At 62.0% G+C, this 23,214-nt stretch carries 18 protein-coding genes and 1 pseudogene; 10 read left to right on the top strand and 9 right to left on the bottom strand.

The genetic code is table 11. The features are described from left to right. The first annotated feature begins 12 nt into the window (after positions 1-12). On the top strand, positions 13-1,005 hold the full coding sequence (locus BMY91_RS03945) for a helix-turn-helix transcriptional regulator (RefSeq protein WP_090818525.1): 993 nt from the start codon (positions 13-15) through the stop codon (positions 1,003-1,005). Between the two features lie 13 nt (positions 1,006-1,018). Beyond that, positions 1,019-4,963, top strand: coding sequence for an ATP-dependent RNA helicase HrpA (hrpA, locus tag BMY91_RS03940; protein WP_090818522.1), 3,945 nt, complete (start codon positions 1,019-1,021; stop codon positions 4,961-4,963). Between the two features lie 64 nt (positions 4,964-5,027). Here the strand turns inward: hrpA and BMY91_RS03935 are convergent, their stop codons facing one another. From BMY91_RS03935 to BMY91_RS03925, 3 genes are read right to left on the bottom strand one after another with little or no spacing between them, the layout of a single operon-like run. Next, positions 5,028-5,456 (bottom strand): HIT family protein, encoded by a 429-nt coding sequence (locus tag BMY91_RS03935; RefSeq protein ID WP_090818519.1) that lies wholly within the window; start codon positions 5,454-5,456, stop codon positions 5,028-5,030. Further along, positions 5,453-6,607: an NAD(P)-dependent alcohol dehydrogenase gene (locus BMY91_RS03930; protein ID WP_090818516.1), complete on the bottom strand. Its 1,155-nt coding sequence runs from the start codon at positions 6,605-6,607 to the stop codon at positions 5,453-5,455. The genes BMY91_RS03935 and BMY91_RS03930 overlap by 4 nt, the downstream gene beginning before the upstream one ends. After that, a complete protein-coding gene (locus tag BMY91_RS03925) occupies positions 6,604-7,521 on the bottom strand; it encodes a sulfurtransferase (RefSeq protein WP_090818513.1) in 918 nt (305 codons plus the stop codon). The genes BMY91_RS03930 and BMY91_RS03925 overlap by 4 nt, the downstream gene beginning before the upstream one ends. Positions 7,522-7,591: 70 nt before the next feature. On the opposite strand from BMY91_RS03925, the gene BMY91_RS03920 reads away from it, so the two are divergent. Beyond that, positions 7,592-8,674, top strand: a complete 1,083-nt coding sequence (locus BMY91_RS03920; protein WP_090818510.1) for an L-cysteine desulfhydrase Cds1 — start codon at positions 7,592-7,594, stop codon at positions 8,672-8,674. Here BMY91_RS03920 and BMY91_RS03915 read toward each other — a convergent pair. Continuing rightward, complete coding sequence (locus tag BMY91_RS03915; RefSeq protein ID WP_090818507.1) at positions 8,671-9,324, bottom strand: MBL fold metallo-hydrolase; 654 nt, start codon at positions 9,322-9,324, stop codon at positions 8,671-8,673. The two genes, BMY91_RS03920 and BMY91_RS03915, sit on opposite strands and share 4 nt — an antisense overlap. 94 nt (positions 9,325-9,418) lie before the next feature. On the opposite strand from BMY91_RS03915, the gene BMY91_RS03910 reads away from it, so the two are divergent. Continuing rightward, positions 9,419-9,886 (top strand): Fur family transcriptional regulator, encoded by a 468-nt coding sequence (locus BMY91_RS03910; RefSeq protein WP_090819158.1) that lies wholly within the window; start codon positions 9,419-9,421, stop codon positions 9,884-9,886. Here the strand turns inward: BMY91_RS03910 and BMY91_RS03905 are convergent. The 5 genes from BMY91_RS03905 to BMY91_RS03885 all read right to left on the bottom strand — a co-directional run bounded on the left by BMY91_RS03905 (position 9,883) and on the right by BMY91_RS03885 (position 15,276). Further along, complete coding sequence (locus tag BMY91_RS03905) at positions 9,883-10,773, bottom strand: metal ABC transporter permease (protein ID WP_090818503.1); 891 nt, start codon at positions 10,771-10,773, stop codon at positions 9,883-9,885. The two genes, BMY91_RS03910 and BMY91_RS03905, sit on opposite strands and share 4 nt — an antisense overlap. Then, positions 10,774-11,607, bottom strand: coding sequence for a metal ABC transporter ATP-binding protein (locus tag BMY91_RS03900; protein ID WP_175538582.1), 834 nt, complete (start codon positions 11,605-11,607; stop codon positions 10,774-10,776). A gap of 133 nt (positions 11,608-11,740) precedes the next feature. After that, entirely contained in the window at positions 11,741-12,709 is a 969-nt protein-coding gene (locus BMY91_RS03895) for a metal ABC transporter solute-binding protein, Zn/Mn family (RefSeq protein ID WP_177179849.1), read from the bottom strand. Positions 12,710-12,856: 147 nt separating this feature from the next. After that, positions 12,857-13,927 carry a hemolysin family protein gene (locus BMY91_RS03890; RefSeq protein ID WP_090818494.1) on the bottom strand — a complete coding sequence of 357 codons (1,071 nt, stop codon included), beginning with the start codon at positions 13,925-13,927 and terminating at the stop codon, positions 12,857-12,859. After that, positions 13,924-15,276 (bottom strand): hemolysin family protein, encoded by a 1,353-nt coding sequence (locus BMY91_RS03885; RefSeq protein WP_090818491.1) that lies wholly within the window; start codon positions 15,274-15,276, stop codon positions 13,924-13,926. The genes BMY91_RS03890 and BMY91_RS03885 overlap by 4 nt, the downstream gene beginning before the upstream one ends. Before the next feature lie 484 nt (positions 15,277-15,760). Between BMY91_RS03885 and BMY91_RS03880 the strand changes: the two genes are divergently transcribed. The 6 genes and pseudogenes from BMY91_RS03880 to BMY91_RS03860 all read left to right on the top strand — a co-directional run bounded on the left by BMY91_RS03880 (position 15,761) and on the right by BMY91_RS03860 (position 23,154). Then, positions 15,761-19,564, top strand: coding sequence for a multifunctional oxoglutarate decarboxylase/oxoglutarate dehydrogenase thiamine pyrophosphate-binding subunit/dihydrolipoyllysine-residue succinyltransferase subunit (locus BMY91_RS03880; RefSeq protein WP_090818488.1), 3,804 nt, complete (start codon positions 15,761-15,763; stop codon positions 19,562-19,564). 90 nt (positions 19,565-19,654) lie between these two features. Further along, the gene (locus BMY91_RS03875) at positions 19,655-20,302 is read left to right on the top strand and encodes a GDSL-type esterase/lipase family protein (RefSeq protein WP_011775296.1); all 648 of its coding nucleotides are present in this window, start codon (positions 19,655-19,657) and stop codon (positions 20,300-20,302) included. 2 nt (positions 20,303-20,304) lie between these two features. Then, a complete protein-coding gene (locus BMY91_RS23360; RefSeq protein ID WP_256212564.1) occupies positions 20,305-20,616 on the top strand; it encodes a hypothetical protein in 312 nt (103 codons plus the stop codon). A 21-nt stretch (positions 20,617-20,637) separates the two neighbouring features. Beyond that, positions 20,638-21,606, top strand: a pseudogene (locus tag BMY91_RS03870) (serine hydrolase domain-containing protein); the annotation flags it as partial. Between the two features lie 85 nt (positions 21,607-21,691). Then, a complete protein-coding gene (locus tag BMY91_RS03865; protein ID WP_090818485.1) occupies positions 21,692-22,540 on the top strand; it encodes a DUF4097 family beta strand repeat-containing protein in 849 nt (282 codons plus the stop codon). Then, positions 22,540-23,154: a PadR family transcriptional regulator gene (locus BMY91_RS03860; RefSeq protein WP_090818482.1), complete on the top strand. Its 615-nt coding sequence runs from the start codon at positions 22,540-22,542 to the stop codon at positions 23,152-23,154. The genes BMY91_RS03865 and BMY91_RS03860 overlap by 1 nt, the downstream gene beginning before the upstream one ends. Positions 23,155-23,214 lie beyond the last annotated feature (60 nt).

Genomic DNA, 23,214 nt, shown 5'->3' with positions numbered 1-23,214 from the left:
AGATTCACTTGCATGATCCAAACCTCTGCCCGGCTGCTCCAGCTGTTGTCACTCTTGCAGGTTCGCCGGGAATGGACAGGTCCGGCTCTCGCTGACCGGATGGGCGTGACAGAGCGGACCGTGCGGCGCGACATCGACAAGCTGAGGAACCTGGGCTATCCCATCCATGCCTCCCCCGGCATCGCCGGCGGATACCAGCTTGGAGCCGGCGCACAGCTGCCGCCCCTTCTCCTGGACGACAATGAAGCACTGGCGGTCGCCCTGGGCTTGAACTCGGTGGCCGCGGGCCCAGTTGCCGGAATCGGTGAGGCTTCGGTCCGTGCCCTGGCCAAGCTGGAACAAGTCCTGCCGTCCCGGCTTCGTCCCAAGTTCGCCATGCTGAAGGCCGCTGTCACCACCCTTCCCAGCAATGCGGCAACAGTGGATCCCCAACAGCTCACCGTGGTGTCGGCCGCCATATCCGACCGGCGCCAGATCTCCTTCGACTACGTCACGTCAGACGGCGACTCCGCCCGGAGGCTGGTGGAACCCTACAGGCTGGTGGACACTGGCCGCCGCTGGTACCTGGTGGCGTGGGATGTGGATCGCGAGGATTGGCGGACTTTCAGGGCTGACCGGTTCGCTTCCTTGCCATCCGAACGCAAGAAGTACGTGCCACGCCCACTACCCGCGGATGATCTGGCTGCCTATGTGCAGCAGTCCATTACCCGTTCGCCCTACAGATTTGACGTCGTGGTACGGCTGCGCGCCCCACTGGCGGAGGTGGCCGCCGTCGTAAATCCCCAATATGCGACGTTGACGGCAGATGGCCACAAGGCCACCATACTGCGCTCCGGATGGGACAACCTCGCCGCACCCGCCGCGTATCTGGCCGCGCTGGACATGGACTTCCAGATCCTCGAACCCGAAGAATTCAGGTCCTTTGCCCGGCATCTCTCCCACAGGCTCAACGCGGCGGCCGGGACTGTGACGGAAGCAGCGGACGCAGGACCCCGGCCACAGTAGACTGGCAGCAGCCATGACACTTCATATTTCCTACCCCGTTGAGCTGCCCGTATCCGAGCGCCGCGAGGATCTGATGGCGGCCATCGCCGCAAACCAGGTGACCATCATCGCCGGCGAGACCGGTTCAGGTAAGACCACGCAGATCCCTAAGATGTGCCTCGAACTTGGCCTTGGAGACAAGGGACTGATCGGGCACACGCAGCCGCGCCGGTTGGCGGCCAGAACCGTTGCCGAACGCATCGCGTCTGAACTCGATGTCGAGATCGGCCAGGAAGTCGGCTTCCAGGTCCGCTTCACCGGTGAGGTAAGCGCGTCCACCAAGATTAAACTGATGACCGACGGCATCCTCCTTGCTGAGATCCAGCGGGACAAACTGCTGCGAAAGTACAGCACCATCATCATTGACGAGGCCCACGAGCGCAGCCTCAATATCGACTTCATCCTGGGCTACCTCAAGCGCATCCTCCCCCAGCGCCCGGACCTGAAGGTCATCATTACCTCGGCCACCATCGACCCCCAACGCTTTGCCAAGCACTTTGGCAGCGAGGAAGACCCGGCTCCGATCATCGAAGTTTCCGGGCGTACCTACCCGGTGGAGATCCGGTATCGGCCGCTGTCCCAGCCTGCAGATGCGGACGACGACAGCTCCGACGACGAATTGGAAGAGGACCGCGACCCCCTGGACGCGGTGTGCGACGCCGTGGATGAGCTCGCCAAGGAAGCACCCGGCGATATCCTGATCTTCTTCTCCGGCGAGCGGGAAATCCGCGACGCGGCTGAGGCCATCAATGGGCGCATCCAGACCAACCGGCGCTTGGCGGGAACCGAAGTGCTGCCCCTCTTCGCCCGCTTGAGCCTCCAGGAACAGCACAGGGTGTTCAACCCGGGCGGAAAACGACGCATCATCCTCGCTACCAACGTGGCGGAGACATCCCTGACCGTCCCGGGCATCAAGTATGTGATCGATACCGGAACGGCACGCATCTCCCGGTACTCGCACCGCACAAAGGTCCAGCGCCTCCCCATTGAGCGCGTGTCCCAGGCGTCGGCCAACCAACGCTCGGGCCGCTGCGGCCGTGTGTCCGAAGGCATCGCGATCCGGCTCTACTCCGAGGACGATTTCGAGTCACGGCCAGAGTTCACCGACCCGGAAATCCTCCGTACCAACCTCGCTGCCGTGATCCTGCAGATGACAGCCATGGGAGTTGCCCGGGGCCCCAAGGATGTTGAGAACTTCCCGTTCGTCGAACCACCGGACTCGCGGGCCATCAACGACGGCGTCACGCTTCTGCGTGAACTCGGCGCCTTGAGTTTGCCCAAGGCAGCAGACGCGGCGGGCAACGGCCGCGGCGGCAGTGGGCTGACCGCCGTCGGGCAGAAGCTTGCCCAGTTGCCGGTGGATCCGCGGCTCGGCCGCATGATCGTGGAGGCAGGGAAACGCGGCTGTGTCCGGGAAGTCATGATCCTCGCGGCGGCCCTGACCATCCAGGATCCGCGCGAGCGGCCTACGGACAAGCAGCAGCTGGCGTCGGAGAAGCACGCGCGATTCCGCGATGAGTTGTCGGATTTCACGGGCTTCCTTAACTTGTGGAACTACATTCAGGAAAAGCAGCGCGAGCTGTCATCAACGCAATTCCGCAAGCTCTGCCGCAACGAGTTCATCAACTACCTGCGTGTCCGTGAGTGGCAGGATCTCTTTACGCAGCTCCGGCAGCTCGCCAAGCCCTTGGGTATCGCCCTGGACAACAAGCGCGAGGCCGATCCCGTGGGGAACTATGAGGGCATCCACATCAGCTTGTTGTCAGGGCTGTTGAGCCACATCGGGCTCTTGGACGAACGCAAGCGTGAATACGCCGGTGCTCGCGGCAGCCGCTTCGCGATCTTCCCCGGTTCGGCATTGTTCAAGAAGTCTCCTGCTTTTGTCATGGCGGCGGAGTTGGTGGAGACCAGCCGGCTGTGGGCCCGTGTCGCCGCCAAGTTCGATCCTCTCTGGGCAGAGCAGGTAGCCCCGGACCTGGTGAAGCGGTCCTACAGCGAGCCGCATTGGTCCTCGCGCCAGGGCGCTGTCATGGCGCACGAAAAAGTCACGTTGTATGGCGTGCCGATCATTCCCAACCGCCGGATCAATTATGGACGGATCGATCCTGAGCTCTCCCGTGAGCTTTTCATCCGCCATGCGCTGGTGGAAGGCGAATGGAAGACGCACCATAAGTTCTTCCACCGTAACCGGGCGCTGCTCCAGGAGATCGAAGAACTCGAGACGCGCATGAGGCGCCGCGACATCCTCGTGGATGACCAGACACTCTTCGAGTTCTATGACGCCCGGGTGGGCAAGGACGTGGTGTCGGAGAGGCACTTTGATAAGTGGTGGAAGGACGCCCGTCAATCCGACGCCACCCTCCTTGACTTCGACCAATCCCTGTTGATGAGCGAAGACGCAGAGGCTTTGGACGACTCCGCGTACCCGAAGACGTGGTTTCACAAGGGATTCGAACTCCCCCTGAGCTACGAGTTCCACCCTGTGGCTCCGGGCTCCTCACCGAATCCTTCAGACGGCGTCACCGCCGAGGTGCCTGTACTGTTCCTCAACCAACTGGACGATGCCCCCTTCCGGTGGCAGATCCCGGGGCAACGCGCTGAACTGGTCACGGCGCTCATCAAATCGCTGCCCAAACAGATTCGTAAGAATTTTGTTCCTGCCCCCGATGTCGCGCGCCAGGCTGCCGCAGCCCTGGAATCAGACTTTGATCCCGCAGCTGACGAGCTTGAGCCATCCTTGGAACTGGTCCTGCGCCGCCTCCGGGGTCACGTCATTCCTCCTGGTTCATGGAACTGGGACGCAGTACCGCCGCACCTCCGGGTGAGCTTCAAAGTGGTGGACAGCAAGGGCAAAGTACTGGACGAGGGCAAAGACCTCGCAGAGCTTCAGGAAAAGCTGGCACCGGCCACACGCCGGGCCATCGCCGAATCGCTCGGGGCTACCCCTGCTACCACTTCCCGCACAACAGGCGGCAAGGCAACCGGCACCGCAAACAACCAACCGTCGACGGCGGCCAACCCCAACGCCTCGGCCGGCAACGGAGCGGTAGCGGAACGCAGCGGTATCACCGAATGGGACTTCGGCACCGTGGAGCGTCAGGTCACACGCACCGTGAAGGGACACTCCGTCACCGGATTCCCAGCGATCGTGGACGACGGCAAATCGGTTGCACTCCGGGTGTTCCAAACCCGGGCAGAGCAGGAGACGGCCATGCGTGGCGGCGTTATCCGGCTCCTGGCCCTTCGCATTCCGCCTCCCGACCGCTATGTGCTGGAGCACCTGAGCAACATGGAGAAGCTGACCTTCAGCCAGAACCCGCATGGATCAGTGAGCGCATTGATCGCGGACTGCGCCCTTGCGGCCATCGACAAACTGACGCCGCAGGATCTCCCGTGGGACAGGCAGGCTTTTGATGCGTTGTACGAGGTAGTCCGGGCCGAACTGATCGACACCGTGTTCACGGTGACTGCCGTCGTCGAACGCATCCTGGCAAGTACCCGGCGCATTCAGAAGGAGCTCAAGTCCAACGCAAGCCTCCCGCTGATCAGTGCCCTCAACGACATGAAGAGCCAACTGGAACAGCTGGTTTTTCCTGGCTTTGTAGCACGGACGGGCTACACGCAGCTCAGCCAGCTGCCCAGGTATCTGCAAGCGATCGAAAAACGGCTGGAAAAACTGCCGGGGAACGTCCAGCGTGACGGCCTCAATATGGCAATTGTGCAGGCGCTGGAGGATGACTACGATGACGCCGTTTCTGCGCTGCTTCCCGGACGCAGGGCGGGAGCGGAATTAACCCGGGTGCGCTGGATGATCGAGGAACTTCGGGTGAGCCTGTTCGCGGTGGAGCTGGGGACCGCATATTCGGTGTCGGAGAAGCGCATCCGCACTGTGTTGAACCAGGCACTGGCGCCTGCCTGACGAGCCACCAAAGAAAAACCCGGCGGCGCTGATTCAGCACCGCCGGGTTAACTCTGGTTTGGGATCAGTCCTCGGGGACAGCGTCTCCATGCCCAGCCGTCCGGAGGGCGGCACGAAGCTTCACTGCGGTGGCATCCATGACTGCCGGATCAGGATTGTGATCCACGTTGTGGACCTCAAAGTCCGCACTGGAGTATGCCGGCCACACATGCACGTGCAGGTGTTCCACCTCAAAGCCCTCCATCAGGACGCCCACGCGTTTGGCGTCGAACAGCTCCTCCTGGACCTTGCCGATGCTTTGGGCGACGTCCATGACTTTTGCAAGGAGCTCGGGGCTGGCGTGCGTCCACGAGTCAACCTCTTCACGCGGCACCACCAAGGTGTGTCCGTGCGTGAGTGGCGCGATGGTCAGGAAAGCCACTACGTCCTGGTCCTTCCAGACGAAACGGCCCGGGATCTCCCCATTGATGATCTTGGTGAACAGTGTGCTCATGCGTCTGCCCTTTCCGATGGTTCCTGAAGTGTTGCGGTGTCCAGCACAAAACGGTACTTCACGTCGCCGGCCACCATACGGTCGTATGCCTCGTTCAGCTGTTCAGCCCCTACGATTTCGATGTCGCTGGCCACTCCGTGTGCCGCGCAGAAATCCAGCATTTCCTGGGTCTCCTCGATGCCCCCGATCAACGAACCCGCGTAGGCGAGTCGGCGGCGGATGAGCAGCCCGGGGCTGACCGGCGGCATATCGTCGGCGGGAAGGCCCAACTGGAAGAGCGCACCATCAAGGCGAAGCGTACGGAAGTAAGGGTTGAGGTCGTGCGGGGCGGCGACGGTATCAATAATGACGTCGATGCTCCGATTCGCGGCCTCCATGGCGTCGGCATCCTTGGAGAGGACCACGTGGTCTGCACCCAGCTCCCTGGCGGCGTCGAACTTGGATTCGGAGGTAGTAAAAACAGTGACCTCCGCGCCCATGGCCTTGGCGATCTTGACGGCCATATGTCCCAGTCCGCCCAGCCCCACAACGCCTACGGAGTCGCCTTCTTCTACGTCGAAGTACCGCAGCGGCGAGTAGGTGGTGATTCCTGCACACAACAAAGGCGCTGCCGCTGCGGGGTCCAGGGCTTCTGGAACGCGCAGCACGAAGCGCTTGTCCACCACAACCGACGTCGAGTAGCCGCCCTGGGTGATGGCGTCGCCGTGGCGGGGGTCGGCAGCTCCGTAGGTGCCGATGTTGCCCCGCTCGCAGTGTTGCTCCAGGCCTTCGAGGCAACTCTCGCATTCGCGGCAGGAGTCAACCATGCAACCAACACCCACACGGTCTCCAACGGCAAAGTCCTGCACTCCGACGCCCGCGCGGGTTACCCGGCCCACAATTTCGTGGCCAGGGACCAGCGGGTACGGCGGCACTCGCCATTCACCACGCGTCGCATGTACATCGGAGTGACACAGTCCGCAGAATTCGACGGCGATTTCGATGTCGTCTTCGGTGGGGACCCGGCGTGCCACTGTCAGCGGCACCAACCCGCTGTCAGGCGAGGTTGCGCCGTACGCCGCGGCGAGCGTCCTGGTTTCGGCACCGGGACCACTGGGGTCAAGGGTGATGGGCTTGGCAAGGGGCGGGGGCACTGGACGTCCGGGAGTCATCCTCCGACGCTACTCCCGGCAGAGGTACTGGTGCCACTTGGGCCAGCGTGAGCATCGGCACCACCAGCGCCTTCGCCAAGTGGCTCGCTCCCCACAACCACAGGATTCGCGGTGTTGTTGGACCACTGCGAGAACGATCCCGGGAAGAGCGCGGCAGTGTATCCGGCGATTTCCAGTGCGGCGATTTCGTGGCTGGCAGTCACCCCGGAACCGCAATAGACGGCCACGCTGGTGGACATATGCAGGCCCATCTCCTTAAAACGCTGCCGCAGCTGGTCTGCCGGCAGGAAGGTCCCATCGGCCCTGATGTTCCCAGTGGTCGGTGCGCTCACAGCACCCGGAATGTGTCCCGCCCTGGGATCAATGGGCTCTACTTCGCCTCTGTAGCGTTCCCCCGCCCGGGCGTCCAGCAACACCCCATCGCTGTGCCACTGCGCGGCCTCCAGCTCAGTGATGGCCGGCATGTTGCCCTCGCCCAAAGTGACATTTCCGGCCCCGGGAATCACCTCCCCGGGCTCCACCGCATATCCGTTCGCGCGCCAGGCTGCCAGACCGCCGTCCAGCAGGTACACCGAGGAAACACCGGCGTTTCGCAGCATCCACCACACACGTGCCGCCGCCATGCTGCCGCTGTTGTCGTAGGCGACGACCGTGTCGCCGTCATTAATACCCCACCGGCGTGCTGCCTCTTGGAACCGCTCTGCGGATGGCAAGGGGTGGCGTCCGAGTCGTGGCTGCGCATGATCGGCAAGTTCGGTGGGGAGATCCACAAACACCGCACCGGGAAGGTGCCCCGCCAAATATTCGATCTGTCCGTCAGTGCGGCCCAACACCCAGCGAACGTCCAACAAAACGGTGCGGTCCCCCGTCTTGAGACGCGCATGCAGTTCTGGTGCACTCATCAGCGTGGCCATAAGCTCTCCTTCATTCCGGCGAATGGGCCCTGTTGCTGCCGGCGCCCGCATTCCAGCCTAGGCTTATCGGGTGAGCAATTCGTGTATTCAGGACAGGGCATGGGCCAGCGAGGCCATCCGGAAAATCGAAGCCGAGAACAACCGCTCGGCGGACACGCACCTTTACGCTGTCCCGCTGCCGGAACACTGGGGCGTCCAGCTGTACCTCAAAGATGAGTCGACGCATCGATCGGGCAGCCTCAAACACCGTTTGGCGCGGTCCTTGTTCCTCTATGGCCTGGTCAACGGCTGGATCACGGAGGGCACCACCATTGTGGAAGCTTCCAGCGGCAGCACCGCAGTCTCCGAGGCCTACTTTGCCCGGCTCATCGGATTGCCCTTCATCGCGGTGATGACCAAGACCACCAGCCCCGAGAAGATCGCCCTGATCGAAGACTTTGGCGGTGCATGCCTGTTGGTGGACCATGCTTCGGAGGTCTATGCCGTGGCCGAGGAAACCGCAAAGACGTCGGGCGGCTACTACATGGACCAGTTCACCTATGCCGAACGGGCCACGGACTGGCGCGGAAACAACAACATCGCGGAATCCATCTTCGAACAACTTTCCTTGGAAGAACACCCGGTTCCGGAATGGATCGTTGTGGGAGCGGGTACGGGCGGGACCAGCGCCACCATCGGCCGCTACCTTCGCTACAACCGCTACAACACGCGACTGGCCGTGGTGGACCCCGAAAATTCCGCCTTCTACCCGGCGTGGCGGGACGGCGACGCGGCTGCTGCCACCGGTTCGCCGTCGCGCATCGAAGGTATTGGCCGGCCCCGTTCGGAGCCCAGTTTCGTACCGGCGGTCATCGACCACATGATCCAGGTGCCAGACGCCGCATCCATCGCTGCCATGCGCCACCTCCGCAAACTCACCGGCCTGCATGCGGGCCCGTCCACGGGCACCAATCTCTGGGGCGTGTGGCAGTTGGTGGCCGGCATGGTCGCCGAAGGACGCAAGGGCAGCATTGTGTCGTTGATGTGCGACGGCGGCGACCGCTATGCGGGCAGCTACAACGACGCCGGGTGGCTGGCAGCGCACGGGCTGGACCCCGCGCCCCATGAGGACGCTCTGGACCGATTCCACGAGACCGGCGCTTGGTCGGGCTAGACCTCCACTGAGTCACGGGGAACAAGCCGTTCATAGCTTGTACCGTACCGGGCTCCGATCCGCGTCACGTGGCCCTCAACCACCCCGCGTCCCAGCTCATTGAGCAGGCCGTCGTGGACCGGGAACGCCCTGGGCGCACGCACCGAAATAACGAAGTCCAGTACTTCGCCTACCTTGGACCACGGCGCATGGATCGGGAGCAGGAGCGTTTTGACATCGATCCCGTCAGGGACCACAAAGGAATCCCCGGGGTGGAACACGTTCCCATCCACCAGGTAACCAATGTTTGCCACCACCGGGATTTGCGGATGGATGACAGCATGCTGGCCGCCGAAGGTGCGCACGCTGAATCCGGCGGTTTCGAAGTCAGAACCGGGCTCAACGGTGTGCACCCGCTCGGCAACATCGTCATCTTCCTTCAATGCCGCGGCAACACCGGCGGGGGCATGGACCACCAAGGAGACATTGCTGCGCATGGCGGCCAGCACAGCCTGACGGTCAATGTGGTCATTGTGCTCGTGGGTGACAAGTACGGCATCGGCCCCGCTCAATGCTTCCTCTGACTCGGAAAACGTTCCGGGATCAATGACCAGAACGTTTCCGTCCTTCTCCAACCGGACACAGGCATGGGTGTACTTGGTGAGCTTCATGGGGACAGCCTATGGGCGGCCGCTGACAGTTTCCAAGCTTCCCCTGCTGGTAAAATTGGGGTTTGCCAGCATCCCCACGGAAGTGAGTCTTTCAATGCCACACGGCACCAATTCCGCCACGACCGGCCCTGCGGCGCCGGCCTCCAGCGGCGTCAAGGAGCAGCGTGTCACCAAGCAACGCTTGGCTGTCAGCGCCGCGCTGGACGAATTGGATGACTTCGTCAGCACACAGGAGCTGTACCGGCTGCTGCAGAACAAGGGAATTTCCGTATCGTTGGCCACCGCGTACCGCATCCTCCAGTCTTTGGCAGATGACGGTCTCATTGACGTCCTTCGAAACGGCGAAGGCGAAGCCGTCTACCGGCGCTGCGCAGTCACCGGACACCACCACCATTTGCTGTGCCGTAACTGCGGCAAGGCCGTCGAGGTGGAGGCGCCCGCCGTCGAAACCTGGGCTGCGCGGACGGCCACTGAACATGGTTTCACCGAGGTGGCCCACACCGTGGAAATCTTCGGCCTCTGCCCGGAGTGCACGGCGAAAAAAGCGGCCGGAATACTCTAGAGGGCTCCTGCAGGCTGCTCCCGCGATACCCTGCCGTTGAGGCCACGGCTGGCTCGAACCCGTCCAACAATCCGGCACACCACGTAAATCAAGAAAGACAATGTGGTGACGTATGGGCTGATGGGAATGCGGCTTCCAAGTGCCAGCAAAATGCCACCTACCGTGGCCGTCATTGCGAAGGCCACGCTCAGCAACACCACCAACCTTGGCGAGGTAGTCACGCGCAGCGCGGCGGCAGCAGGGGTAATAAGCAAAGCCAGCACGAGCAGAGCACCAACAATCTGGATGGACAACGCCACGCTGACGCCCAACAGCACCATGAAGCCGATCGCAAGTCCCCTGACCGGTACGCCCCGGGCTTCCGCCATTTCCGGGTCCACGCTGGCAAAACTCAACGGTCGCCAGATGGCCACCAGTGCCAGCATCACCACCACGGCTGTCGCGGCGAGAACCTGCAGTTGGACCGTGTCTACGGAAACGATCTGACCGGTCAGCAGACCGAATTTGTTGGCTGCGCGGCCCTCATACAGGGCCAGGAACAAGATGCCCAAGCCCAGGCCGAACGGCATGATGACGCCAATGATCGAGTTCTTGTCCCGCGCCCTCACGCCCATGAAGCCGAGCAGCACTGCCGCAGCCACTGAGCCGATCAACGAACCGAAAATGATGTCTGCGCCGATCAGCAAAGCAAAGGCCGCACCGGCAAATGACAGCTCGGAGATTCCGTGGACCGCGAAAGCAAGGTCCCGCTTCATGACAAAAGTGCCTACCAAGCCTCCCAGCAGCCCCAAGACGGCACCGGCCCAGATGGAGTTCTGGACCAGGACCAGCAACTCGCCATAGTTCTCGAAGTTAAAAATGGTCTGAAAAATCGTGTCGAGATCCATTTAGAGCTCCTCCCCGGCGGTGGCATGGGCATCGTCGTGGAAGTGCGTGGTTGCGTCGGGAAGACCGACGACGACGATCCTTCCGTTGGTATGGATGACTTCCACGTGGCTGTCGTAAAGCTCCGACAGCACCTCCGTGGTCATGACCTCTTGCGGGGTTCCTACCCGGAATTGGCCACCGGCCAAATAGAGCACGCGGTCGACGTAGTCGATCACAGGGTTGATCTCGTGGGTTACGAAGACAACTGCACTGTTCCGTTCGTGGCACTGCTTGTTGATCAGCGAGCTGACGCCCTGCTGATGATGCAGATCCAACGACAACAGCGGCTCGTCGCACAACAGGACCTGCGGTTCCGTGGCAAGGGCCTGGGCCACCCTGAGCCGTTGCTGCTCACCGCCGGACAGCTGCCCCACAGGCACCCTTGCGTAGTCGGAGGCACCAACCTGCTCAAGCAACTCGTCGATCCGCTGGTTGACCTTGCGTGATGACAGCCGCATACCCCAGCGGTGCCCGTCAATGCCCAAGCCCACCAGGTCCCGTGCCCGCAACGGCGTATCCGGGGCAAAGGACTTCTGCTGAGGGATGTAACCGATCCGTTTGCTTCCACGTTCCACAGGGTGTCCACCCAAGGACACCGTCCCGGAGTGCAGTTCCTGCAATCCCAAAAGTACTTTCAGAAAACTGGTTTTTCCGCTGCCATTGGGGCCCAGAACCGCAAAGAACTCCCCCGGATTGATGTCGAGGTCCAGATCCCGCCAGAGTGTCCTCTTGCCGAACTGCAGGCTGGCTCCGCGGAGGCTCACTACCGGTGTCAAAACTTGTCCTCGATCCATGCGCCACAGGGAACGCAATGTTGTGGCGCTGGTGTTGGCGCCTGTTCTGGTGGCAGGCAAAAGGGCCCTCAGTCATCCTCAATATCTTAGGACGCTGACAGGGCCCTTCACTGCACTGGGGGTGTTCGGAGCGCTACTTCTTGAGCGCCGAGGAAATGGACTCCACGTTGTCCGTCATCCATTGGACGTAGTCCTTGCCATCGGGCAGGGTCTCCGTGAAGTTCAGTACCGGCACGCCAGCGGCTTCTGCGGCACGCTTGACGGCCTCGGTCTGGGGTCCCTCGGTCTGTTCGTTGTAGGCAAGGAACCGCACCGACTTGGCGTTGAGGAGGTCAGTAGTTTCCTTGAGCACGGCAGCAGGAACATCAGTTCCCTCTTCAACCGCGGCACTGTACGCCTCGGGGGTCTTATTCTCCAGGCCTGCCGCTTCCAGGAGGTACAGGGGTACTGGCTCCGTGATGGCAACGGGTTCGTGATCGCTCGTAGCCTTCACCGCGTTCAGCTTTCCGGTGAGTTCAGAGAGCTTTGCCTTGAAGGCCTCCGCGTTGCCGCTGAAAGTTGAAGCCGACGCTGAGTCCAGGCTGCCGAGCTTGCTGGCAACGGCATCTGCGAGCTTGCCCATGGTGTCCAGGCTGTACCAGACGTGCTCATTGAACTCGCCGTGGTTATGCGTGTGGCCCTCTTCGCTGTGGGCTTCTTCGCTGTGGGCCTCCTCCTCGGGAGCCAGCCCGGAGATTTCGACAGCGCTGATCATGTTCTCATGGCCGATTTTGGTCTCGTCAGCGATCTTGTGCAGGAACTCGTCGTAGCCGCCACCATTCTCAACAACCAGCTTCGCCTTGGAGATCACCAGCTTGTCCTGCGCGCTGGCCTCATACGAGTGGGGGTCCTGGCTCGTCTTGGTGATGATGGCGTTCACGTTGACTTTGTCACCGCCAATGGCCTTCACAATGTCGCCGTAGACGTTCGTGGAGGTGACCACCTCAATCGCGCCGGACGATGAGGTGGTATCCGCTCCGGCCGTTCCGGCACAAGAGGAAAGCAGGAGCGCGACAAGACCAGCGGAAGCGGCGATGGACAGGCGGGCGGCGGAACGACGCACGAAGACCTCGGATCTACTCAAATGAGAATCAAACACAATAAATGACACATTCGAGTGTAGCGCTAAATGGGAATGATTCCTATTTAGAAAGCTCTGGCGCCGACCCTGACTGGTCGGCGCCAGGCTGTTCCACGTCGTTGCTGCGGACTACTGGGCTTGCTGGCCTCCATAGCGGCGGATACCCGTCGCCTGCGTGGCATCGCGGATCTCACCGACCAACTGCTCAATGACATCCTCCAGGAACAGGACACCTTGAGTATCACCGGCCGCTCCCACCACACGTGCCAGGTGCGAACCCGTTCGTTGCATGACGGACATCGCTTGCTCGATCTCATCGTCCGGAGACAAATTGGCCAAGGACCGGATGCGACCCTCGGCGATAGGGTGCCGTCTGCCTTCCTCCGGAATGGACAGGATGTCCTTCACGTGCAGGTAACCGGCGAGTTCGCCGTCGTCGTCAACCATCGGGAAACGGGAGAATCCCGTGCGGCTGACCGCCTTTTCCAGGTCCACAGGCGTGGACGCGGTCTTCAGTACCACCAGCTTGTCCAGGGGAACCATGATGTGGGAGGCCGTATGTTCTGAGAACTCCAGGGCCCCGCTCAACAATCCTGTGTCGTCGTCAACCAAGCCGTGTCGGGTTGACTCCTGAACGATGGACTGCACCTCCTCGAGCGTGAACGAGGAAGACACCTCATCCTTCGGTTCGATTTTCATCAACCGCAGGATGTGGTTGGCCAGCCAGTTAAGGGACCAAATGATCGGGTTGACCACGCGGGCGATGAACATCAGCGGCGGCGCCAGCAGGAGTGCTGCCTTGTCCGCCACGGACACCGAAATATTCTTGGGGACCATCTCGCCAAACGTGACGTGGAGGAAGGTGACGAACAGCAACGCGATCGCAAAGGCGATGACGTCTGCCAACTCCACCGGCACTCCTGCCAATTCAAGCGGTTCCGCCAACAGGTGGTGGATGGCGGGCTCGGCAACCTGAAGGATCAGGAGGGAGCAGACAGTGATGCCCAACTGCGCACATGCGAGCATCAGTGACACGTTTTCCATGGCCCGCAAAGTAGTCTGCGCACGCTTGGAGCCGGCTTCGGCCAACGGTTCAATCTGGCTTCGCCGTGCAGACATGACAGCAAACTCGGCACCGACGAAGAACGCGTTGCCAATCAGGAGGACTACCAGCCAGACAATACCTACCCAGTCGCTCATACGGCACCTGCTTCATTGCGCGGGCTCCCGGCCTCAGCAGGGGACGACTCATCGCTTTCCACGTGGTGGAAGCAAATCCGGTCGATTCTTCGTCCGTCCATCCTGGTCACAGTGAGCGTGCCCCCGACCGTCTCCACCACATCTCCTGTTTTGGCAATGCGGCCCAGCTGGCTCATGACGTAGCCGCCCACCGTTTCGTAAGCGGACTCGTCAGGGACAGTGAGATTGGGAATCTGCTCGGACACTTCGTCCGGCCTGAGAAGTCCAGGGAAGTACCAGTCACCGGATGCACTCTGCAGCACTCCGGGACGGACCTTGTCGTGCTCATCCGATACTTCGCCGACGATCTCCTCAACAAGGTCCTCAAGGGTGGTGATGCCGGCGGTGCCGCCATACTCGTCAAGAACGACGGCGAGTTGCAGGTTGCCCTCGCGCAGTTCAGACAGGAGGGCGTCCAGGTGAATCGTCTCGGGGACCTGCAGGACATCGGTCATGATTGCTCCGGCTTGGAGCTTCGCCCGACGCTCAGCAGGGACGGCCACAGCCTTTTTGACGTGGACCACCCCACGGATATCGTCCGTGGAATCGCCGATGATCGGGAAACGGGAGTACCCCGTTCGCCGGGCGGCATCCAGGATGTCAGCCACCGTCTGGTCTGCGTCGATCGTTTCCATGCGAATGCGCGGTGTCATGACATCAGCCGCCGTCCGCCCCGAAAAGTTCAGGGTCCGGGCAACGAAGTTGGCTGTCCCTGCGTCCAAGGTTCCAAGTTCGGCAGAACGCCGCACCAAAGAAGCAAGCTCAGCGGGTGTCCTCGCGCCCGAGATCTCCTCCTTGGCTTCAAGGCCGAACAGGTTCAGGACCTTGTTGGAAAACCCGTTCAGCACCACAATCGCCGGCTTAAAAACTGCCGTAAACATCAGTTGCGGGCGGGCCAGCCGCTTACCCAGCGGGAATGCCAGGGCAATGGCCATGTTCTTGGGAACCAGTTCGCCAAGCAGCATGGACAGGAGCGTTGCGAAAGCCATGGCGACGATCAACGCGACGGAGTGCACCACCTCCGACGGCAAACCCAGAAGACCAAGGGGCCCCAACAGCAACTGGCCAACGGATGGTTCCATCACGAAACCCGTCAACAGCGTGGTCAACGTAATGCCAAGCTGACAGCTGGAAAGTTGCGTGGAGAGCGACTTCAGGCATTTGAGCAGAGGGGCTGCAGCATGGTCGCCACTATCGACTGCGCGCTGGACGCTGGACTGGTCCAAGGCAACCAGGGAAAACTCAACTGCTACGAAGAAGCCGGTGCCCAGGATGAGGGCAAAGCCGGCCAAAAGAAGAATCCATTCCACTTAGCGCATCCCTCCTAGGGCGGGCGCATGCAATGGGGAAGGTGCCGAAGGCCGGGAAATTCGCCCCGGCGGAGGCTGGTCGGGCGCTGCGGACGCGTGGTCTGCGGCGCCACCGGCTGTGAACGCCGGCGCGTGATGGGCATGTGAACGGGTATTGCCGGCTCGACGGGCGCGCTGTGCGGAGTTGCCAGATTGGCTCCCCCGACAGTTCCCAGGCCGGCACCTAGATTTACTGTCCATAAGACTTTCAGTCTACAGTCCGCCCGACGGGGACCCCGCACGCGGGTTACCGCAGGTTAATAGGCAAGACGGTCCACTAAGTCAGCCGCAACATGATTTAGGTCACCACTATTGGCAGTTAACCAACGATCCTAACTAGACTGTCAGGGGTCTGAGTTCGCGGGACCCGGACCCTGTCCCATCGTTGCGGAAAAGCAACTTTGGCCAGCGGGAAAACAACACTCATGGAAGAGGCGTATTTCAAGTGCCAGAGCAGCCCAGCCACCGTCTACCAGAGGAATTTGGCGGAAACGAGTGGCTCGTTGACGAACTGTACGAGCGGTACCAACAGGACAAGAATTCGGTGGACACCAAGTGGTGGCCGCTCTTCGAATCCTTTGCTTCCGCTGACGGCACTTCTTCCAACGGAACCTCTGCAGCTCCAGCAGCTGCCACCCCCCCTACCCAAGTACTTCCCGTGGTAGCTCCGGCTGCAGCGGCACCGGCACCGGCGCCGGCCGCTCCTGCAGCAGCCCCTGCCGCGGCCGCTACCCCTGCCGCGGCCCCCGCCCCGGCGAAGAAAGCACCTGCCACGGTTGCCCGGGACGGAGCAAAGAAGCCCGCCGCCGGCACCACGGCCCAGCCCATTCCCGCCCAGTTGCCCAAGAGCACCAAAGCTCCAACGGCACCGGAGGAAGACGTCGTTTCCGTCCTCCGGGGACCGGCCAAGGCCATTGCCACCAACATGGTCACCAGCCTGGAAGTTCCTACGGCTACCAGCGTCCGGGCAGTTCCCGCCAAGCTGCTCATTGACAACCGCGTCGTCATCAACTCCAACCTTGCCCGTGCCCGCGGTGGCAAGGTGTCCTTCACGCACCTCATCGGTTACGCCGTTGTTCGCGCGCTTTCCCAGTTCCCGTCGATGAACGTCTTCTACGACGAGATCGATGGCAAGCCGAGCGCCGTGCAGCCGGCACACGTCAACTTTGGCATTGCCATTGACATGCCCAAGCCCGATGGCACCCGCCTCCTGATGGTTCCCAACATCAAGAAGGCCGAGACCATGGACTTCGCCGAGTTCTGGCACACCTACGAGGACCTCATCAAGCGCGCCCGCAACGGCAAGCTGACGGCTGACGACCACGCAGGCACTACGGTTTCGCTGACCAACCCCGGCGGCATCGGTACCGTTCATTCGGTGCCGCGCCTCTCCAAGGGACAGGCTGCCATCATCGGCGTCGGCGCCCTTGACTACCCCGCGGAGTTCCAGGGTGCCAGCGAGAAGATCATCGCCCAGAACGCCATCAGCAAAATCCTGACGCTGACCTCCACCTACGATCACCGTGTGATCCAGGGTGCCGGCAGTGGCGAGTTCCTCAAGCTGGTCCACCAGCTGCTCCTCGGCGCGCAGAACTTCTACGACGAAATCTTCGAAGCACTGCGCATTCCTTACGAGCCCGTGCGCTGGAGCCCTGACCTCCAGGTTGATCCGGCTGACGAGATCAACAAGGTTGCCCGTATCCAGCAGCTCATCCACTCCTACCGCGTACGCGGCCACCTCATGGCCGACACCGATCCGCTGGAGTACGTGCAGCGCAAGCACCCTGACCTCGACGTCCTGACCTACGGTTTGACCCTGTGGGACCTTGACCGCGAGTGGCCCACAGGCGGCTTCGGCGGCAAGCCGCAGCTGAAGTTCCGGGACATCCTCGGAGTACTCCGCGACGCTTACTGCCGCACCACCGGCATCGAGTACATGCACATCCAGGAACCGGCAGAGCGCAAGTGGTTCCAGGACCAGTTGGAGCACCCGTACTCCAAGCCCAGCCGCGAAGAGCAGCTGCGCATCGTCTCCAAGCTCAACGCCGCAGAGGCTTTCGAGACCTTCCTGCAAACCAAGTTCGTCGGCCAGAAACGCTTCTCCCTCGAGGGTGGCGAGTCGCTGATCCCGCTGCTCGACGCCGTCATCTCGGATGCAGCTGACGATGGCCTGGACGAAGTTGCCATCGGCATGGCGCACCGTGGCCGTCTGAATGTGCTGACCAACATCGCAGGCAAGACCTACGCCCAGGTCTTCCGTGAATTCGAAGGCACCCAGGACCCGCGCTCGGTCCAGGGCTCCGGCGACGTCAAGTACCACCTGGGTACCGAAGGAACCTTCACGTCGGACAACGGCAAGCAGACCAAGGTCTACCTGGCCGCCAACCCGTCCCACCTTGAAGCTGTGGACTCCGTCCTTGAGGGCATCGTCCGCGCCAAGCAGGACCGCTTGGACCAGGGTGAATCTTTCCCTGTCCTGCCCATCATGGTCCACGGTGACGCGGCCTTCGCCGGCCAGGGTGTTGTGGCTGAGACCCTCAACCTCTCGCAATTGCGTGGCTACCGCACCGGCGGCACCATCCACGTGATCGTCAACAACCAGGTTGGCTTCACCACTGCGCCGTCGTCATCGCGTTCGTCCACGTACTCCACGGACGTGGCCAAGATGATCCAGGCACCGGTCTTTCACGTGAACGGCGACGACCCCGAGGCCGTGGTGCGCGTTGCGCAGCTGGCCTACGAGTTCCGTCAGCGTTTCCACAAGGACGTCGTCATCGACATGGTCTGCTACCGCCGTCGCGGCCACAACGAAGGCGACGACCCCTCGATGACCCAGCCGCTCATGTACAACCTGATCGAGGCCAAGCGTTCCGTCCGCAAGCTGTACACCGAGTCGCTGATCGGCCGTGGCGACATCACCGAGGAAGAAGCAGAGCAGCTGCTCCGCGACTACCAGGAACGCCTTGAGCGTGTCTTCGCTGAGACGCACGCCGCCCAGACGTCTCCGATCCCGATCATCACGGCGGACTCTGCGGCTGTCTCGGACATCGAGCGTCCCATCGCCCAGCAGGCCGACTTCGGGACCAACTCCCCTGCCTCTACGGCGATCTCCGCGGAAACCCTTGCCCGTATCGGCAAGGCCCACCTGGAAATCCCGGACGGCTTCACCGTTCACTCCAAGCTCAAGCAGCTTTTGGAGAAGCGCGAGCAGATGTCCCGTGAGGGTGGCATCGACTGGGGCTTTGGCGAGATCGCAGCCTTTGGTTCGCTGATCATGGAGGGCGTACCCGTACGCCTTGCCGGTCAGGACTCCCGGCGCGGCACGTTCGTCCAGCGCCACGCCGTATTCCACGACCGCGCCAATGGCAACGAATGGCTGCCCTTGGGCAATCTCTCCGATGATCAGGCCAAACTCTGGATTTACGACTCCCTGCTGTCCGAATACGCTGCCATGGGCTTCGAATACGGCTACTCGGTGGAGCGTCCGGATGCCCTCGTCCTGTGGGAAGCCCAGTTCGGTGACTTCGTCAACGGCGCGCAGACCATCATTGACGAATTCATCTCCTCGGCTGAACAGAAGTGGGGGCAGCGCTCCTCGCTGGTGCTCATGCTTCCGCATGGCTACGAAGGCCAGGGCCCGGACCACTCGTCGGCACGCATCGAGCGCTTCCTGCAGATGTGCGCCGAGGACAACATGATCGTGGCGAATCCCACCACGGCGGCTTCGCACTTCCACTTGCTGCGCCGCCAGGCCTACAGCCGTCCGCGCAAGCCGTTGATTATCTTCACTCCCAAGCAGTTGCTCCGCCTCAAGGGTGCCGCATCCGCCGTCGAAGATTTTACCAACGGCGGCTTCCGGCCGGTCATTGGCGATCCGGAAGTACAGCCTGCCAACGTGGACAGGGTCATCCTGGTCTCGGGCCGGTTGTACTACGACCTCCTGTCCAACCGCCAGAAGTCCGGCGATACCTCCACCGCGATCATCCGCGTTGAGCAGTTGTACCCGCTGCCCAAGGCCGAGATTGATGCCGAGCTCGCCAAGTACCCGAACGCTGACATCGTTTGGGCGCAGGACGAGCCCGCCAACCAGGGTCCGTGGCCGTTCATGGGCCTGAACCTGGCACCGGAGCTGGACCGCAAGCTCCGCCTCGTGTCGCGTCCGGCTTCGGCATCCACCGCTGCCGGTTCCATGAAGCGCCACGCAGCTGAGCAGGATGCCCTGATCAAGCAGGCGTTCGAACGCAAGTAAGCGAAACTGCCCGGTCTGAGGAGCGATGAGCGCGCCTCAGGCCGGGCAGTTCTGTTTAATGGGACAAGTACCCGGTTCCCGAACCGGCCGATGATCCGGAAACCGTGCAAGGACCGTAACGAGTGTGAAGAGGTAACCGTGGAAGACAGGAAGCTGCGCATCGCAGCTGTAGGAGATGAACTGCTCGCGGGCCTGGGGGATCCCCGCGCATTGGGTTGGCTCGGAAGAGTGCTGGCCCGTACGCCCCAGGACTCCGTCGTGGTGGAAAGTTTCCCGCTCCCCTGCCCCATGGAAGGCACGGAGGGCCTCGCTGCCCGTTGGCAGGATGAAGCCGGCCGGAGGTTCAGTGATACCCACGAGAATCGTTTGGTGATCGGCCTTTCAGGCCGGGACCTGGAATTTGGTCTGTCCACGGCGCGCAGCCGGCTGAATCTGGCCAACATCCTTGACGGTGCATCGCACAGCAGCGTGGAGGTGTTTGTTGTCGGTCCGCCGCCCACACTGGATCCTGCACGGAACAAGCGGCTGGCCGAGCTGAACACCGCCTTTGCCGACGTCACCACCAGGCGAAATCATCATTACGTTGACACGTTCTCTCCCTTGCTCAATCATGAGCAGTGGAGGACGGACCTCGCAGCCAATGGGGGCACACCGGGCCAGGCGGGCTACGGATTGATTGCGTGGCTCGTCCTGCACCGCGGCTGGTTCCAATGGCTTAATATCGCTCAACCGGAGTAGCCATGATGCGGAGCAGGCAGGTTTCTGTCAGAACAGCAGTCACAGCGGCCATCGTGGCCGCCGTCGCAGCCACAGTTTCCTGCAGTTCCGGTCCTCCCTCCACTGCCATCTCTTCCACGGCACCCGCATCTTCCACGGCACCCGCATCCACCACACCGACGTCAGCCACCACCTCGGCTACAGCTGCCCCTGCAGCTTTGCAGCCGTTCGATGCCGCGAGCTTACGCGCGGAGTTCGAACGGGCAGCGAAGGAAGTCCTGGTGCCCGGAGCCGTTGTGCTGCTTGAGACGCCCGAGGGAACGCTTAGTGCTTAGTACGGTACGGGCGTCCGGGGCTCCGACCGGCCGGTAACCGCGGAGGACCATATCCGGGTAGGTTCCGTCACGAAGACCTGGACCACCACTGTCATCCTGCAGTTGGTTCAGGAGGGCAAGCTCGCACTGGATGATCCCGTGTCCAAGTATCGCCCCGACGTTCCCAATGGGGGTGCAATCACCCTGGAACAGATGCTGACCATGCGAAGCGGTCTGTTCAACTACACGGAGACCCTTGAGCTCAATACAGCCATGGACAAAGAGCCTCAGAGAGTCTGGCAGCCGGAGGAGCTCATCGCCCTGGCGTTTGCCCATCAACCGTACTTCGCGCCCGGCCAAGGGTTCCATTACTCCAACACCAACACGGTCCTTCTTGGCCTCATCGCGGAGAAAGTCGGAGGGAAGCCGCTCGGTGACCTTTTCAAGGAGCGCATCCTTGAGCCCCTCGGCTTGAAGGGAACGGTTTTTCCCGACATTTCGTCCAACGGCATTCCAGAGCCGCACCCCCAGGGCTACTTCTTCGGTGACAACGTCCTCACCATGACCAATCCCGCCCTTCCGGAGGACATGCAGAAGGAAGCAACGGCGGGCACCCTCGCACCCAACGACGTCACTGATGTCAACCCGTCATGGGCTTGGGCCGCCGGTTCCGGGATTTCCACGGCAGCGGACCTGAAGACGCTGGGCGAAGGCCTTGTTAACGGAAAGCTCTTGAAACCGGAACTTCAACAACAACGGCTCGACAGCGTCACCCCGACCAATCCGAATAACCCAACCGGCGCTTCATATGGGTTGGGGATTGCAAAGTTCGGCAACCTGTACGGCCACACTGGGGAACTCCCGGGCTTCAACACCTTCATGGGCAGCGATCCGATCAATGGCGTAACCCTCGTGGTGTGGACCAACCTGGCACCGACCGCCGATGGGAAGGACCCGGCCGTGACCATCGCCCGCTCCCTCATCGATAAGGTCTACCGCCCGTCATCCTGACTCCCGCCCGCTAGGCTATTGCGCCCCTGCAATTCGCGATATATCGTGTTCACATCAACGCGATATATCGCAACTTGGAGGGATCATGTCAGACGAACTATGGACCGTGACGGGTCCGCAAACCATTGATGTGGACGACGTCCGCTCCCTGAAGCTGGGAATCGTCAAAGGCCGCTTTGACGTCATGACCCACGACGAGCCCTTCGTTCGCATCGAAATCAGCGAGATCACCGGTGACCCACTCACTGTCACGCTGGTGGATGGACGCCTGGAAGTACGCCACCAACTGCAGGGGCCGCAAGGCTGGTTCCGCAACCTGATGGGAACTGTCAACAACACCAGCACCAACTCAGTGGTGGTCGGCATCGCGCTGCCACCCGGCGTCGACGTCGAAGCGGGGACGGTGAGCGGCGACGGCATGGTCTCGGGCATCAGCGGCCGCTCGCGGCTGAACACCGTTTCCGGTTCCGTTATGGCAGACGGCACAAGTGGCGAATTGCATGTCAACACCGTCAGTGGTGAAGTGATCGTCAGGAAACACGACGGCGTCCTGACCGCCAAGAGCGTCTCGGGTGAAGTTACCGCCTCAGGCACGTTCAAGAACGTCCGGGCCAGCACGGTGAGCGGCGACCTCAGCTTCGATCTCCAGGACTACACCAACGACCTCGGGGCCAACTCCGTGTCGGGGGACCTGACCATCCGGCTGCCGCATGATGTGGGCCTGGATATCGTGGCAAAGTCAGCCAGCGGAACCGTGGTGATCGACGACCAGATGTACGCCCAGCCGGGCAGCAACATCCACACCATTGTCGGCCCTGACGAGCGGCTGATGCTGGTGCGGACCAACACCGTTTCCGGCAAGACCTATATCATTCACGGCTCAGCGCCGGCACCGGATAACGGTCACCCGGTCCCCGGGGAAGCGGGTCTCTGATGCCTCCGGTCTTCGCGCACGGCGCTCTGCGGCTCTACCTGCTTGCACTGCTCGAGACGGGTCCCAAACACGGTTATGAAGTGATCAAGGCACTGGGCGACCGCTTTGGCGGAACGTATTCGCCCAGCGCCGGAACCATCTACCCCCGCTTGGCAAAGTTGGAGGAAGAAGGTCTTGTTGCCACCGAGACAGATGGGCGCCGTACCAAGTACGTCATCACGGAAGCTGGCCGATCTGAACTGGACGGCCGCCGCCAGGAACTGGCGGACGTCGAGGACACCATATCGGCCTCCGTCAGGCGGCTGGCCGACACCCTCCGGGAAGACATCCAGACCAACATGCGGGGCCTCCGCGCAGATCTGGCAGCGACTGCTGAAGCCGCACGCACCAGCGCAACCACGGCAACGTTCAGGAGCCGGACTGCGGGCTACACTCCCGAAGGCCAGCGCATCCTCAAGGAGGCGGAGCTGATGGTTCAGTCCTTCAGGGACGACATCCGGGTGGAACTACGCCAGCACGGCGCGTCTCATCCATTGACCCCGGTAGCCCTCGAAACTGTTCGCGTTGTGCTTGACCAGGCCCGCATCTCCATCAGGAACTCCCTGGGAAACTGACGGACCGCCGGCCACTGTGGCATCAACACGTCGCCCGGTTCGCGACGCAGCGCCCTGATG

This window comes from Arthrobacter sp. yr096 (assembly GCF_900108925.1).
GTDB lineage: Bacteria > Actinomycetota > Actinomycetes > Actinomycetales > Micrococcaceae > Arthrobacter.
The sequence above is the reverse complement of the archived record's forward strand: the minus strand, read 5'-3'. Positions and strand labels throughout refer to the sequence as shown.